A 15,524-nucleotide genomic window follows, 5' to 3' on the forward strand; every position below is an offset into this window, starting at 1 on the left:
GATTAAAACCTGCTGTTGATACCAAAGGAAAATGTACGCGGCACGGGATAGGCTGTTTTATCCACACCCAGTTGTGTAGCGGTTAAACCGCTGATACTTGTTTCCGGGTTCATGCCTTTGTAGCCGGTGATCACCAGGGCCTGTTGTACGCTGGCGTATAAACGCAGTGATTTTATGTACCCGCTTTTGAAAGGCAGGCTATAGCCAAGCGTGATATTTTTCACGGTGAGGAAAGAGCCGTTCACCACGTACCTGCTGTTGATAGCACGGGCCAGGGGCGTTGTTCCCGCGCGGGTGCTGGGAATAATACCATTGCCTGGATTTTCTTCAGAGCGCCAGCGGTTAGCTACTTCTTTACGCACATTAAAAACAGCATCGAGATTTTCGGTGTAAGGGTAAATACCATCTATGATATCTCCGCCCAGCGAACCGGCCATGCTAACGGACAAATCAAATTTTTTGTAGGTAAGATCATTGGTCAGCCCAAAGATGGCTTTGGGGTTAGGATCGCCGATAAAGGTGCGATCGTTCACGTCTATCTTACCATCACCGTTTACATCTTTCATTCTTACGGTACCTACCTGCGAGGTAGCATGTTTGGGCTGTGTTTCAAACTCGTGCTGGTTCATATAAACACCATCAAATACATATCCGAAAAATGCGCTCATAGGATGTCCTTCCTGGTTTCTCCAGTAATCATCATATTCGCTGGTGGCGCCGATGAATCCGGGTCTCACCATCTTAGTGATCAGGTTTTTGTTAAAGGAGATATTGAAAGAAGTGGTCCATGTAACGGCGCCGGAAAGATTCCTGGTGCTGATACCAATTTCATGGCCCCAGAATTTAGCTGCGCCCACATTTGCCAGGATGGAGCCATAGCCCGATGATACAGGGATGGGCAGGGAAAACAACATGCCGTCTGTTGTTTTATGGTAGTAATCGTAGCTGAGGGACACCTTGTCGTTAAACAGGCCGATGTCTACACCAATATCAAACTGCAGGCTTTTTTCCCAGCCCAGCTGATCATTGCCCAGCTGGCTGATGGTTTTGCCGTTAGCCAGCTGGTTTTTCAGCACGTAGTTATAGGTGCCGATAGCTGCGAGCTGGCTAAAGTTACCGATGTTGTTATTACCCGTAGCGCCATAGCTGGAGCGTAGTTTCAGGTAGCTGACGGTCGGTATCGTTTTCATGAATGCTTCATCGCTTACAATCCATCCGGCAGATACAGCGGGGAAGTAACCGTATTTACGGGCGCTGCCAAAGCGGGAAGAACCATCGCTCCTGATAGAGCCGGAGAGCAGGTATTTCCCTTTGTAGTTATAGTTGAGGCGGCCGATAGCAGATAACAGCGACCATTGGTCGGCATTGCTGGTACCGGTAACAGTGGCCGCCTGGTTTATCCAGGGGATGGCATCGTTGGGATAGTCGGTACCATTCACGATGCTGCTTTCCTGTTTGAATTTCGAGGCGGTATAACCCGCCAGCGCATCTATGTGATGATGACCCAGCTCGAGGTTATAGGTCAGCGTATTTTCACTTAGCCAGGTATAGTTGTTATAGGCAGAATAGGTGCCTTTGGCCCTTCCCGGCGGGGCGGTAAACAGGGCGCCTACTGCGGTGGAAGGGAGGAAGTACTTACGGGTTTCACCGCCCATATCGAGGTTCACCTGTGTCCGGAATTTCAGCCCTTTCAGCAATAATATTTCCGCATAGGCATTACCAAAGATGCGGGTGGTTTTATAATCGTCCTGTGTTTGCTGCAACACCGTATACCAGTTCGGGTTATTAAACATACCAAAAGAGGTAACGTTTAACGGGTAGCTGCCATCGGGATTCCGGAAAGGCACCAGCGGTGTGGATAATGCCGCTGCCTGCAGGATCTGCCAGGTGTTGTCGGTATTAATGCGGGCATTGTGTTCCAGCTGGTAGGAGGGGGCAATATTGAATCCCAGCTTCACCCGGTCGTTAGGGGTGAAGTCGTTGTTGACCCGCAGGTTAAACCGTTGAAAGCCGGTGTTCTTTACCACGCCCTGTTGGTTGAAGTAACCGAAGATCACGGTGGAGCTGGACTTTTCCCTGCCCGAGCTGAGACTTAAACTATAATTCTGGATCGGTGCATTATCGCGGATCAGCGAGTTATACCAGTTGGTACCTTCGCCGTATTGTTCCGGATGCTGGTATTCTGTGGGCACTACAGCGGTGCCGGTGGTGGGGTTGACCCAGTTTTCATATTTGATTTTATCTTCGTAAAATTCTTTTTGGAACTGTGCAAATTCCCTGGCATTCATCACATCTGGGCGGCCATGCTGAGGTGTTTGCTGTATACCATAAAATGCGTTGAGGTTCACTGTTGTTTCATTCAGCTTTGCATGCCGGGTAGTAATGAGGATCACGCCGTTGTTGGCGCGGGAACCATACAAGGCGCTGGCCGCGGCATCTTTGAGCACGGAGAAACTTTCAATCTCGTCCGGGTTGATGTTGTTGATACTGCCGGTAACAGGCATTCCGTCTATTACGATGAGGGGATCGGTACCGGCGCTTAAAGAGCCTGCACCGCGTATGCGGAAGGCCATACCGCCGCCGGGCTTACCGGTAGTTTGATATACCTGTACACCTGCTATTTTACCCTGCAGCTGTTGTGCAAACTGTGCTACCGGCATATCCTGCAGTTTTTTAGCGCTGAGTGTACTGATGGCGCCCGTTACCTCGCGTTGCTTCTGTGTGCCGTAACTGACTACCACTACTTCGCTCAATGTTTTGTTACTTCTGCTGATGGAGATGTCCAGGGCGGTATTGTCTTTTGTGACTTTAACTTCTTTCGGATCATAACCCATATGGGAAATCACCAGTGTGCTGCCGGCAGGTACTGTAAGAGAATAGTATCCCTTTGTATCCGTGCTGGCACCTCTATTGGTTCCTTTAATGGCGATGCTTACGCCAATAAGCGGTGTTTTGTCCTGGTCATCAGTGATCTGGCCTTTTACGTGGATGTCGGCGGCCTGGTAAACGGACGGAACATCCCCTGCCGCTTTAACCGGCTGTGGGAGCTGCATGCCCAGCACTGCGGCAAAACTTAGCAGCCGCATGTTTCTCCAATAGCTGCCGGGTAATAGAATTTTTTTCATAACGAGATCGGATAATTAATGAATAATATGAAATGGGAATATTATTGCTGTTGGTTGATGATGTGGAGAAAAGCCATTGACCTCAAATACAATAGTTGCACGTACAGGGCAAATCTATCAGATATATTCCCCGGCAGGGGTGAATATCTGCGCTAAAAAGTATGGAATCTGACACGGAATTTCGGGAAATGGTATACCGGGTGATGCTGGTGAAGATCTTTTTCAGTAAAGGGTTTGGATGATGTACTATGATGCCGGACTGTCATTTTTCATACTAAATACATCAATTTCTGGTATTCATCTGCCGGTATTGACAATAGGTTTGTTACCTTATCCACGATACTGATCACTATGACTACCAGACGCCATTTTCTGAAGAATACTTCCGCCGCGATGCTGGTAATGGCATTGCCGGATGTTAGCCTGCTGTATGGGCCGCAGGGTGAAGATTTTAGTTTTACTTCGCCGTATATGCGGTTGCGATTATCTGCCACTTATCCGCGGTTGCTATATTTTTCAACGGACAGCCTGGGGCAATCGAAACTGGAAAATAACCCCTTGCCGGAGCAGCAGCAGACCGATGTTGTTTTTACAAGTAAGGTGAGACGGCAAAGCATCGGCTATTATGCAGGCACAGGTAATGCGCAGTTGCCTGCCTGGGAATTTACGGCGGCAGAAAAAAAGATTGTGATCAGATCTGCTCACGGCGGAGCCATTGCCCCGCCGCCTTTTGAAATAGTGGTGGCGCAAAGAAAAAATCACTGTACGGTATTAGGGCATATGACAACAGCGCTGCAGGTGCAGTTCCCCTGCCTGCTGCATTTGCCGGGCATGGGTACTTTCCGGATCAGCTGTAATCGCCCCGGGGTTACTTTGTTTTATGATGCTTTTCGTTTTGACAGCGGCGCTGAAACCGGTGAACCCTTTGTGAAAATACGTTTTGCTCCTGCTTCGGCGGAGCAGCCGGAGCTGGTGTATACTTTAGAATCGGTGGCCGTTTATCCCGACCTGCCGGCGATCCGGGGTGATGTCCGTTTTGATGGGTATAGAAAAAACTACCTGAATATTTTCCAGCTGAACCCGCGTATACAGGCATTGGCTAATAACAGCGCCAGCGATGCCTGTACATTTACGTTGTACCTGTATGCAGAAATGGCCCGTTATACGCCGCCGTTGGCAGAGGGGCTAACAGCCATGGACCTGGTACGGAATACGCTGGAGCGTTACCTGGGCGGCATGAAGGGATACGGACAGGTAGGTTATAAAGACGGTGCCGCATGGGCCAGTGAATTTGATTCAACAGACAGTATGCCTTCCCTGGTGATATCGGCCTGTTACTATATCCTCGATACAAAAGATAGCGCCTGGGGCAAGCAGCACTACAACAGTATAAAAGACTGGGCAACTAAAATGATGCTGGCGGATAAGGACGGCGATGGGCTGATTGAGTATGGTTATTCGGGTAACAGCGGCAGCTGGGATGATAAACCATTTAAAAGACCGGCCAACTGGTGGGATACGATCGGCTTTGGCCATGCCGATGCCTATTCCAATGCGCTGGCCTATAAAGCATTGGTGTTATTAGCGGAAGTAGCCGCCATCCTGCAACAAAAAACGGATGCAGCACATTTTGCACAACAGGGTAAGCAGTTAAAGGATAGTTATTACAATACTTTTTTTAACAGTCAAACCGGCGTGCTGGCAGGGTGGAAGAGCAAAGACGGGCAACTGCATGATTACTATTTTACGTTTGTGAACAGCATCGCTGTATGTTATGACCTGCTTACAACAGCGCAGGCGGATCAGGTCATGACTACGTTAGTGAATAAAATGAAAGCCGCGGGCTTTACAGATTTTCGTTTAGGCATTCCCGGTAACCTGGTGTCTATAGCGGATGCCGACTACGCACATCACGATCCGCGATGGGGATACCAACGGTTTGGGGTATACGAAAATGGCGGCGCTTCCGCCTGTTATGCCTATTTTACGCTGCATGCGCTGTATAAAATCAACAAGCGTCAGGCTGCTGATGCGATGTTGCATCCTATGATGGAGAGCTTTAAAGACGGGGGCTTTGAAGGAAATTGCCCGGGAAGTAATATGACGAAGGATTGGAAAACCTGGAAAGGAGAATGCTGGGGATATGAAGGCTACCTGGTGGATAACTATCTCACTTTACTGGCGGTAAAAGATTATAACGGGCGCTAGCAAAAGAAGTATACGGCACAAGAGCGGCTATTAATTTTGAGCCGCTCTTGTTATTTATCTCCCGAAAATAAATTATTACCGGAAACGCATATACGCGGTATATACTGACAATACCAGCAGCAGCGCGTTAAAAGCTACTGATTTATATTCCGCCCGTTTGTAGTGAACAGGCATGGCGAGCACCATGATCAGGGCAAAGCAAAGCGCCGTTACCGGTGTCAGTGCAGGGAGTATGCCGGTGGCAGCAGGCGCAATGATACCGATGGCGCCCAGTATTTCCATAATACCTATGAAACGGATAGCAGGATAAGTTAAATTAGCCACCCCGGTTTGGCCGAGACTGATCAATTCTTCTCTTTTCCGGGATGATTTCATGACACCGGAATAAAGGAAAACGATGGCAAGGAAGCCTTGTATGATCCATAAGAGCGTGTTCATAATCATTGTTGTTTTGTTGACACAAAGATTGGAACAACCTGCATTTTTTCTTTTGACATTTATCAAATAGTAAGACCTGCGCGGATGCGGCTGAGGGTTTCCTGCGTAATGCCCAGGTAAGAAGCTACCATGCCCAGCGGTGCGCGCTGGATGATAGTAGGGTGCATGGTGATCAGGTTCAGATAACGTTCGCGTGCGGTGGAAAAATGCAGGTCATCGAAGCGCTGTTGCATCTGAACGAGGCCCTGGCTTACCAGCAAACGGCCAAGTCTTTCTATTTCGTGGTGATGATCGTAGAGATGTTGTATGTCATCCGCGCCAATTTCCCAGATGGTAGCGGCTTCCAGCAGTTCGATGTTACGGATGTCCGGTTTGCCGGTGATGAAACTAACAATAGACACGGAGAAAGTTTGTTCCACGCTGATCCAGTCTGTCACATCTTTTCCGTCTTTTATATAATAGGTTCTGGCCAATCCTTTTTCGATATAGAAAATATGACGGCAAACCTGGCCGGCTGTGAGTAATTGTGTTCCTTTCGGGAGTTCCCGTTTTGTCATAATGCCTGCAAAAACATTTTTGCTTTCGGGAGATAAAGACATGAAGGAACCAACTACGTTAAAAAAGACGTTGAGTGCGGGATCGTATTCGTGGTTGTCTTGATTCATGACCGGTTGTTTTTCCTGCATTATTTTTCCGATGCTATATTTTTATATATCACGCCTTCTTTCATCACAAAACTTACTTGTCCCATACGTTGAATATCCTGCAGCGGATCTCCTTCTACCGCTACAATATCAGCTAGTTTGCCCGGGGTGATGGAGCCCAGTTTGTCTGTTATGCCCAGCAATTCGGCGGCTTTGATAGTAGCTGATTTAATGGCATCTATAGGGGGCATGCCTGCTTCCACCATATAGGTAAATTCCAGCCAGTTTTTCCCATGTGCAAATACAGCGGCATCCGTTCCAAAAGCTATTTTAACCCCGGCTTTGTAGGCTCTGGCAAAAGTGGTTTGCAGTTTAGGGCCAATAGTCAGTGCTTTTGGGGTAATGATGGCAGGATAATAACCGGGAATTTTTGCGGAGTCGGCTGCAGAGCGGCCTGCGGTGAGGGTGGGTACATACCAGGTACCGTATTGTTTGGCCAGTGCAATCCCTTCATCGTCCATGAAACTGCCATGCTCAATAGAGGTGACACCCGCCCGGATAGCGCGTTTTATGCCTTCTGTGCCGTGTGCATGCGCTGCAACTTTGAAGCCATAATCTTTAGCTGTTGCTACAATGACGCGGAGCTCTTCTTCACTAAACTGTGGACTACTACCGTCACGGGCAACGCTCAGGACACCGCCGGTAGCCATTACTTTGATGAGGTCTGACCCGTACTTATAAGCCTGGCGTACCGCTTTGCGGCATTCTTCCGGTCCGTTGGCAACGCCATCTTTAGGGCCGGGATCTCCCATCAGATCTCTGCGATAGCTATTGGAAGGATCAGCATGACCACCGGTGGCGGAAATGGCTTTGCCTGCCGTAAAAACGCGGGGGCCTTTTATCAGCCCTGCGTTGATAGCGTTACGCAGGGAAATATTAACGCCATTAGCGCCGCCGAGGTCGCGCACTGTTGTAAAACCGGCCATCAGTGTTCGTTCTGCGAATACCACACTATGAAAGGCGTAGTCGGCGGGGTTCATCGTATATTCATCGACGAAGGCCTCCTTGGTCATTTCGCCGTCCAGGTGCACATGCATATCCATCCAGCCAGGTGTAACTGTTTGTTTGCTCAGGTCTATCACCTTGTCCTGCGGCGTACCGGTAACAAAACCTTCTTTCACATTGGTAATGCGGTTGCCATCGATGATAACAGAAACATGCTGACGGGCATTGTTGCCGATACCGTCTATCAGCGATCCACAATGTAAAATAACGGATTGTGCATAAGTGGTGCAAAGACTGCATGCCAACAGGGCGATGAGTATGGGTTTCTTCATAAAATATTTTTGGATATAGGTTGATGGATTCGCGGTAAATGAATAACAATATAGTTGTTTTCAGGGAGAATTGTTAATGGTTAGCGGTAATAAAGATCATTGGCGGAGTACTGATGCACTTAGTTTATGGTCGGAAGGAGGTATTAAGTAAGCGGAGAAGAGAAAGTAGGAAGAAGTATTTTTCTCCCGCATAAAAAATTTAAACGCAGATACAATGCGTAGTAAAACTTGAATTTTGTTAAAGAAGCAGTAAGAAAAGAGGAAGTGAATACTTCAGAAATAATTGAGCAACGAATGTACTCCATATGCACTCGCAATTATTTTTCTTTTTTCAGACAGTTAAATTTTGAGTGTAATTATTTTTAATATAATTCGTGATGTTGTACCCAAATTCAAGTATCGCTGCATGCAGATGTAAATTGTTTGAGACACCCTGCTTTAAACCACCCCATTATTCCTAACCACCCCGCTTTTTTCTAAAAGTACCGGATCGCAGAATGCCTTGTTTTTTAATTTCATAACTATGAATTTCTTTTAATCACGTACCCTCATCCTTTGTGCTTGTTGTGGTTCCTGTTGCAGCTACTGCAATGAGAAGCAGAGCAGGTCAATCAGCGCGCTGTATAATCGTAGTTTGCTGAAAAGGAGCCCTATTGCATAAATTTTTCCCTCAAAACCCAACAGGATATATGATAACAGATGTGATTTCGCGGAGAGCGGAAGGGCCTACCATGGCATTTACTATAAAGGAACAGGTAGTTTCCGAAACTGTACTGAAAACATATAAATACCTATTAAACAGAAAGGGTCAGTTTATTTCGCCTGTTACCATCGGAATGACCTTTGGCATTCATTACCGCTATGCTGCCGGCTGGGCAACGGTACAGCTATTGGAACTTATGAAGCTTAAACTGGTGGAAAAACGGTATCAGTTTGGTAATCATCAGCCCGTCGCTTATGGTATACCAGATCCGGACAAGCATTACAACCAGCTTTTTTTACAATAACATTCACCCTCTTAATATCCCTGTACCTATGAAAATCAAACGGACAACAGGCGATGCGCTATCTGTTGAACAACGCGCGCATTTTGACAAAGTATGGCTGGAGCTGGCGAAGGAAATTACCATTAAAAATCCTTCCCTGCCCGAACCGAAACTGCTGCCCGTTTTTGGCAGGGCGGCCGCCGCAAAGAAAGCCGCTAAACAGGTAACAGACTGGCGCCTCAAAGAACAGTTGATCCAGGAAGAATCGTTCGTAATGCGATTGGAATGCAGGATTCCGGTTACCGGAAAAACAACGCTGCATACCATCATCCTTCAGCTAAACAGGAGCATTCAATACCAGTTATTGCCGGTGGCCGGTACCCTGTTTCCCGACCGGGACCAGGCTTATACCTTTGCTTTTGAACAAGGGGTTGCCTGGCTGAAACTTGGCCTGTTGCGTGCCTTTGACGCAGCAAAGTTTACCACCACCCTCAAAAAGAAAAATATTCCCTACCAGGTGGATATGAGCCGTTTTTTTGAGTTCGGGGAAAAGGAGCCTGTGATGCCCCCGGATGCGCCACCGGTACAGATTGAAAAACGGGTAAGAAAAAGACGACCCTATGCAGCAGCCAACCATAAAGATCACCGCTTCGGATATCTACAATAATGAAGTACTCGATGTAACCACCCGTTTTCATCATTTTGATGGTAAAGCATGGTATGGGAATATTATGATCGATACGGAGCGGGAAGGGGAGGTAAAACTAAGCGGGCGGCATGAGTATAACGACTACCAGGAGCAATACGGATTTATTTTGGTGGATGCCGGATAGCAGATCGAAAGTTTGCGTTTTTCGAAGAATAGTTTCCTTTTTAAACATTTTAAATGAGTATTAAAAGAAGTATATATGACACACTGGATAAAAGTCTGAAAAGAGATTTTGTGGTTGGTTCATTTATCGGCTGTATTATGGCTATCGTTGGGTTGTTTAGCTGGGGAATCCATAATGAAGTACAGGTGATCGAATGCAATGAAAGGTTTGCGGCATTTGCACTGGATTTGCAGCACAAAACCCAGCTGAAACTGGATGAGAAGAATAAAGAGATCGATAGTCTGAGGTTACAGGCAGCACTTGAGTTAAAAAAGGTTACTGAGATTCGGAAGAAGATAGAAAACCAGATTAAATACAAGACAAAGTAGTAATGAAATTAATAGTTGTAATAATGTTGTTCCTGGTCACAGTAAGCAGTGCTCCTTTGAGTTTGCCTGATACAGATTATGATCACGAGGTATTTAAACCCATCGATAGCATGATTGTAATGAAGGCCAATCAGCATCTTCAGCAGCTGGATACAGCGATTAACCAGCTGCATACCGCCAGCAGGCAATATGATGCCATAAAAAGAATGATGATCGACTCCAAACTTGATTAGCTATTTACATGATAAAGTATCGGATGCTGTTACCCATTTTGTTGACCTGCGCCTGCAGCAATGCCAACCGGAAAATGCAGCAGTCAACCATTGACAGGAAGGAGCATATAACAGTAACGGATAAAGCAAAAGTCATCGTCACAACGGAAATTGACACGACGATAGTGATACCGGCGGATTCTGCACAGGTAAGCATCCCGGTGGGAGCTGGTTCAAAGGATAGTATACTGACCGGCCGTGTGGTTAAGAACGGATTGGATCTGCTGGCAGTGTACAATAAAAATACGCAGACGTTTACTGCCACTGCACATGTGAGTGCGCAAAGCATCCCGCTGAAAGCCACACAAACCACTACCACAACCAGTGAAGCAGTGATGGTTCAGCAGTTGGATAGCAGTGAAAAGAGTAAGAAGCAACAGGTGAACAGGCAGGGAGTCCTGTTGTGGCCGGTAGCAATACTGCTGGTATTATTAGCGGCGATATATTTTTTATGGAGATGGTGTAGATTTATAAAATAACAGCAATGATCACAGCAACTGAATTTGAAAGATCCGCCCGTATTATTGGCTGTGAAACAGCCGTGATCAGGGCGGTGGCAAAGGTAGAATCAAATGGCGCAGGATTCGATGCACAGGGTAAACTGAAAATACTTTTTGAGCCGCACGTTTTCTGGAAACAGCTGCAGGCACAGGGAATTGATCCCGACAGGCATAAAACGGCGTATGCGGATGTATTATATAAGGAATACCGGCAGGAGCATGGTCCGTATAATATTCAATGGCAGAAATTGAACCGGGCCAAACAACTGCAGGAAACCGCTGCCTTGCAAAGTGCCAGCTATGGCATGTTCCAGATCATGGGATTCAATTTTAAGGCGGCGGGTTTTACGAATGTGTATGCCATGATCAATGCCTTTACCATCAGCGAAGACGAGCAACTGAAAGGATTTATCAATTTCATTGTAGCCAATAAACTGTCTGCTGATCTGCGCGAAAAAGATTTTACGGCTTTTGCCCGGAAGTATAACGGGCCTGCTTATGCAAAAAATGCCTATGATGTAAAAATCCGGCAATACTATCAGCAGTTTGCACAGGAGGTTACCAAACGGTAGAAAGATTGAATTATAATAAATACAAAATGATGCATAAGTTAACGTTTTCAGATGCGGAAAGAAGTATCGCCGTTACAATGGAAACAACATTGAAAGATCCGCTCAACCTGGATGAACAGTTTTATCTGCAGGCAGTTAAGTCGGTCGATTCCTACCTGGAGCAGGAACTGTTTTATTGCTGGAACAAAGGTGTGCCATACACCCTCAACGAGATGATTTTTTTTACTGTCAACAACAGGCTTACCCTGAAAATATTTGACGAAACCGGGTTGGAATTAATTGCGCAGTATCATAAAAATGCCGTCGCATAAAATGAATAAAAAAAGTAAAAATAAATTACAAAGGATTTGTTTTTCGGTGAAGATGTTTTAACTTTGTATGTATCAAAGATTGTTAGTTAACCTATCCGGTTTAATCCTTTATAACCATTACCAATTCATTGTTTCAGATACTTTGTTTTAATTAATACCCGCACAAAGGCTGATGATCGGATTCAATTTTACCAGTACCATGACAGATACCCTAAATATCATTCCTGAGGTAGTTATTTTAGATAGTTTAACGAAAGGGTTGGCGTATATACGCGATAATTTTCACGCCAATGCGGAAGCGGACACTTATCTTTTTAAATTACTGAACGGTATGCAGATTGGCAGTTATAATTTTTATGAACAGGCCAAGCTGTTGTTTGTAAATAATGAAGATAACCCCCGGCGGCTGGCCCTGGATTTCGAGTTTAAATTCGGCGAAATAAAAGCACCGTCGATTGTGGTTCCAGCCACTACGGAGATGCCAACGGCCGGTGGTGAGTGGCTCTCTATGGGACAAGGGTTTTTGTACCCGCAGGATTTCGGTATGCAGGGTCCGCTGCCAACCATCTATACCCGGAGGAAAAAGGCCATGGTAACGCTGGGGATTTTGACCGATGACGGAAATGAACTATTGATGCTATATCATCTGCTCAGTGGTGTTTTATTATCCATGCAACTGCATTTGAGTTTAAAAGGGCTGGAACAGTTGACCGTCGGCGCCGAAGAAAGTAAATACTTTAAAGAAAAAAGCTCCCTGTTAAACAAGGCATTACTGCTTAGTTTTGAATATAATTTCAGCAGTGTGGCCGTACCGGCAGATAATGAGTAGTAATGCTCCCTTGTCAGGCGCCGGTAAACTATAGAATGGCTATCGCTAAGTAACCCCCTGTGAATATACCTGGTATTTAATTTCAGTTTAGAAAGATCGCTTCATACATCTTATTGTAAAGATTGCTATCATTATTGATTAGTATTTTTAATGGCAACAAAAATTAATATTAATGGAAAGCTTACGTCACTGCCCGGCGTATACGCAATTACCAAATCTGGCATTGTAAATCCTCCTACCAATTTGTCTTATGGCAACATCGTTATCATTGATGACGGTATTGGTGCGGGATATGGCGCTGGCGCCGGCTCATTAGGCACTGCAAAACAGGGCGCGGACAGTATCTATGAATTCAACTCACTGCAGCAGCTGAGGGATTTCGTAAAAGGCGGTGAGCTGTGGAACCTGGCTTTGCCTTTATTTAAGCCTGCCCGGTCCGGAGCAGAACCTATCAGCGGCGTAAGCAAAGTGTTTTTGATTCATGCAAGGGCATCTGCACCTGCCACGATCCTGCTGGAACTGAAGAATGGTACACTGGAACTGCAAACAGTCGACGAAGGGCTGAATGCCAATGGTGTGAAATCTGGCAGTAAACTGGCCAGTGGTTATGCAGCCAGGCTTTCCAAAGGTATCCTCGATAAGGACAAGTACGTATTGTCTTTTTATCATGGCTCCTATAAAGGAATGGATACTTTAAACAATGTGCCGTTTGATGGTATCGCCCTGGCAGATACAAAATCAGCCGTGGTAGTATCTTCCCCGGAAGTGGCCACAATACAGGAACTCGCTGCGTGGATGGCATCCAATCCGTCTTTTAAAGCAGGTTTTGTATTGAAAAGTTCGAGCACTACCACCACCGGTGCACTTGCAGCAGACGATCTGACCAAGTATCCTGATTTTGTACTGGCCGCCGGCGCTACAGAAAGCTATACGCCGGAAGCATTCGATGCAGCGCTGCAAACCATCAACAGCCTGGACTTTACCTTCCTGTTCAGCACGCAGTATGCGGATAATATCAAACATCCGAACAACGTTAAATTACTGGACTTCCTGACCAGTGGTGACTCTAAGTTTGAACGCTTCATGGTAGCAGCAGCCCAGGCCGACAAAGCAGGTTTTAATACCGGTGAAAATGCAAGTATTGCCGCAGCGCATTATTATAACTCCGATAAGGTAATACTGGTGCATGGCGCAGCCAAACTCACCACGCCTACCGGGTTTAAGCTGGTAAGCCAGCTGTATAAGGCCGCGGCGGTATTGGGCCGTATCGCAGGACTTTCCCCGCAAACGCCAGCCACCTTCAAGCGTATTGCTATCAACGGTGAAATACATAAACTGGATGACGCGGAACTGGAACTGGCTAATATGAGCGGTTTGCTGGTTACCCACTACGATTACGAACTGGATGATTATGTAATTCTGCAGGGTGTAAATACGTTGCAACGTAATGATTACCTGGTGAACGAAGATGGTAGCTCTCCCAGCATCGCAGTAAAGCGTATTACCGCACAACTGAATAAGGAAATCGTGGTAAACGCCAAGCGTAAGTTCTTTGGTAAAGACAACGCAGGGCCTAACCGTAACACCGTTACCGAAGCAGACCTGAAAGCATGGCTGGAAGGTTTCCTTCAGAGCAAAACAGCTACTGCGCTGACAGATAACCTGATCATTCGTTTTGGAAGCGTAAGCGCTACTGTTAGTGGTGATAACTACTATGTGCAGTATGAGTTTGTTCCCAACTTCGAAGTCAATAAAATAGTGGTAACCGGTGTTATCCTGGAAGCCTAAACAACATTGTTCCCCGATCGAAGATTGTGATTTTGCATATACATTTTATTAATGGCAGAAAAGGTTTTTACTGGAGCTATTGCTTTAATTAAAAGCGAAGGAGAGGTAATCGGTTTAATGCGTAACATTACCTGTACCGAAAATATCAAGAGATTACCCGTACGTGGTATCGGAACTATCCTGGCATCTGAACAGGCGGTAACGGAATGGGAAGGAACGCTGACCTGTGAGTTCATGGAAGTAAGATTTGACAAAACGGGCATTAAGAATGCCATCAGAAGAGCATTCCCCAACATCGGATCCCAGGTCCTGAATGACGGTTCCTCTTTTGAAGATCAACTGGTGCTGGATGCCGACGGCGTACAACTGGATATTTTTAAAAAGATCACCGATGTAGTAGATGCACAGGGTATCATCAAACCTAAGCTGGTACCTTACGCCAGCGTTAAAAACTGTTTGATTGAATCAGATAGTTTCACTATCGCCGAAAGCGCCATCGTTGGTCATAACCAGTCTTTCAAATACTTAACCCCTATTACCTATATCCAATAACCCGCACACTGTGCAGGCAATAACGATTGATTTATAATTTCAAGTTTTCAGCATGAACGAAATAAAGAACGAGCAAAGAATGCCACAGAAATCTGTTACCGTTAAAATAGGGAATAATGATTATACTATTTCCTATCCGAACACCGGTCAAATGATTGACATTGATATTTTAAAATCTCAATTTTCAAGCGGTAATTATGAGAAGCTGAAGTATAGCTATGACAGCGGTTTTGTAAGAAGTGCCGTCACCATTGATGCAGTAGCCATTTTTAATGTGATGCTGCCCCAGCTCAGGGATGACCTGACGGTGAAATCACTGTTTGCACTGGATCGTGAAAAGATGGATGTTATCCTCAACGAATATGTAGCGAAAGTGGTTCCCTGGATGGAAGAATGGGAAAGCATTTTAAAGAAACCGCTTGATAAGTAATTATAAATGGCACATCCTTTCTCGGATAACTTGAGATCATATATCATAAGATGGAATAATCGTTATCCATTGGATAGATGGTATAGGCGTAAATATCAAATAGGATTTGGCACAGCTGCTCATTTAGAGCTGTGCCAAATCAATATCCTCCTGGAATATCTCGAGGAAGAAGCATTCAAAGCCGCCGAATTATTCCACTTTAATGAGAAGAAGAATGAAAAAGAATTGAACGACGGTATCTGGATCAGAGACAGAGTAGATCTCCCGGCAGAGGATAAACTATTTGATCAGCTGTCCAATATCGATCTAAACACTATTCAGTATTAATCTT

General features: G+C 45.7%; 18 protein-coding genes. 14 read left to right on the plus strand and 4 right to left on the minus strand.

Going from position 1 to position 15,524, the window contains the following annotated elements; genetic code table 11:
- Positions 1–2: 2 nt before the first annotated feature.
- The gene (locus KE626_RS29940) at positions 3–3,125 is read right to left on the minus strand and encodes a SusC/RagA family TonB-linked outer membrane protein (RefSeq protein ID WP_211976749.1); all 3,123 of its coding nucleotides are present in this window, start codon (positions 3,123–3,125) and stop codon (positions 3–5) included.
- A gap of 351 nt (positions 3,126–3,476) precedes the next feature.
- Here KE626_RS29940 and KE626_RS29945 point away from each other — a divergent pair, with 351 nt between their 5' ends.
- Positions 3,477–5,333, plus strand: a complete 1,857-nt coding sequence (locus tag KE626_RS29945) for an alpha-L-rhamnosidase-related protein (RefSeq protein WP_211976750.1) — start codon at positions 3,477–3,479, stop codon at positions 5,331–5,333.
- 75 nt (positions 5,334–5,408) lie between these two features.
- Here the strand turns inward: KE626_RS29945 and KE626_RS29950 are convergent, their stop codons facing one another.
- The 3 genes from KE626_RS29950 to KE626_RS29960 all read right to left on the minus strand — a co-directional run bounded on the left by KE626_RS29950 (position 5,409) and on the right by KE626_RS29960 (position 7,752).
- Complete coding sequence (locus KE626_RS29950; RefSeq protein WP_211976751.1) at positions 5,409–5,771, minus strand: DoxX family protein; 363 nt, start codon at positions 5,769–5,771, stop codon at positions 5,409–5,411.
- 62 nt (positions 5,772–5,833) lie between these two features.
- Complete coding sequence (locus KE626_RS29955; protein WP_211976752.1) at positions 5,834–6,436, minus strand: Crp/Fnr family transcriptional regulator; 603 nt, start codon at positions 6,434–6,436, stop codon at positions 5,834–5,836.
- Between the two features lie 20 nt (positions 6,437–6,456).
- Positions 6,457–7,752, minus strand: a complete 1,296-nt coding sequence (locus tag KE626_RS29960) for a metal-dependent hydrolase family protein (RefSeq protein ID WP_211976753.1) — start codon at positions 7,750–7,752, stop codon at positions 6,457–6,459.
- A 689-nt stretch (positions 7,753–8,441) separates the two neighbouring features.
- Here KE626_RS29960 and KE626_RS29965 point away from each other — a divergent pair.
- The 13 genes from KE626_RS29965 to KE626_RS30025 all read left to right on the plus strand — a co-directional run bounded on the left by KE626_RS29965 (position 8,442) and on the right by KE626_RS30025 (position 15,520).
- The gene (locus KE626_RS29965; protein WP_211976754.1) at positions 8,442–8,759 is read left to right on the plus strand and encodes a hypothetical protein; all 318 of its coding nucleotides are present in this window, start codon (positions 8,442–8,444) and stop codon (positions 8,757–8,759) included.
- A gap of 28 nt (positions 8,760–8,787) precedes the next feature.
- Positions 8,788–9,405, plus strand: a complete 618-nt coding sequence (locus KE626_RS29970) for a hypothetical protein (protein ID WP_211976755.1) — start codon at positions 8,788–8,790, stop codon at positions 9,403–9,405.
- Positions 9,359–9,571, plus strand: coding sequence for a hypothetical protein (locus KE626_RS29975; RefSeq protein WP_211976756.1), 213 nt, complete (start codon positions 9,359–9,361; stop codon positions 9,569–9,571). Before KE626_RS29970 ends, KE626_RS29975 begins: the two co-directional genes overlap by 47 nt.
- Positions 9,572–9,624: 53 nt before the next feature.
- Positions 9,625–9,939, plus strand: a complete 315-nt coding sequence (locus KE626_RS29980; protein WP_211976757.1) for a hypothetical protein — start codon at positions 9,625–9,627, stop codon at positions 9,937–9,939.
- Positions 9,940–9,941: 2 nt separating this feature from the next.
- Complete coding sequence (locus KE626_RS29985) at positions 9,942–10,172, plus strand: hypothetical protein (protein ID WP_211976758.1); 231 nt, start codon at positions 9,942–9,944, stop codon at positions 10,170–10,172.
- A gap of 8 nt (positions 10,173–10,180) precedes the next feature.
- The gene (locus KE626_RS29990; RefSeq protein ID WP_211976759.1) at positions 10,181–10,690 is read left to right on the plus strand and encodes a hypothetical protein; all 510 of its coding nucleotides are present in this window, start codon (positions 10,181–10,183) and stop codon (positions 10,688–10,690) included.
- 5 nt (positions 10,691–10,695) lie between these two features.
- Positions 10,696–11,283 carry an N-acetylmuramidase family protein gene (locus tag KE626_RS29995; RefSeq protein WP_211976760.1) on the plus strand — a complete coding sequence of 196 codons (588 nt, stop codon included), beginning with the start codon at positions 10,696–10,698 and terminating at the stop codon, positions 11,281–11,283.
- 26 nt (positions 11,284–11,309) lie between these two features.
- Entirely contained in the window at positions 11,310–11,594 is a 285-nt protein-coding gene (locus tag KE626_RS30000) for a hypothetical protein (RefSeq protein ID WP_211976761.1), read from the plus strand.
- Between the two features lie 199 nt (positions 11,595–11,793).
- Positions 11,794–12,423, plus strand: coding sequence for a hypothetical protein (locus KE626_RS30005; protein ID WP_211976762.1), 630 nt, complete (start codon positions 11,794–11,796; stop codon positions 12,421–12,423).
- Between the two features lie 150 nt (positions 12,424–12,573).
- Positions 12,574–14,211, plus strand: a complete 1,638-nt coding sequence (locus KE626_RS30010) for a hypothetical protein (RefSeq protein ID WP_211976763.1) — start codon at positions 12,574–12,576, stop codon at positions 14,209–14,211.
- A gap of 51 nt (positions 14,212–14,262) precedes the next feature.
- Positions 14,263–14,763: a hypothetical protein gene (locus KE626_RS30015; RefSeq protein WP_211976764.1), complete on the plus strand. Its 501-nt coding sequence runs from the start codon at positions 14,263–14,265 to the stop codon at positions 14,761–14,763.
- 52 nt (positions 14,764–14,815) lie between these two features.
- Positions 14,816–15,193, plus strand: coding sequence for a hypothetical protein (locus KE626_RS30020; RefSeq protein WP_211976765.1), 378 nt, complete (start codon positions 14,816–14,818; stop codon positions 15,191–15,193).
- Between the two features lie 69 nt (positions 15,194–15,262).
- Positions 15,263–15,520 (plus strand): hypothetical protein, encoded by a 258-nt coding sequence (locus KE626_RS30025; RefSeq protein WP_211976766.1) that lies wholly within the window; start codon positions 15,263–15,265, stop codon positions 15,518–15,520.
- Positions 15,521–15,524: the final 4 nt, after the last annotated feature.

It is taken from the genome of Chitinophaga hostae, from assembly GCF_018224885.1.
GTDB classification, from domain to species: Bacteria; Bacteroidota; Bacteroidia; order Chitinophagales; family Chitinophagaceae; genus Chitinophaga; species Chitinophaga hostae.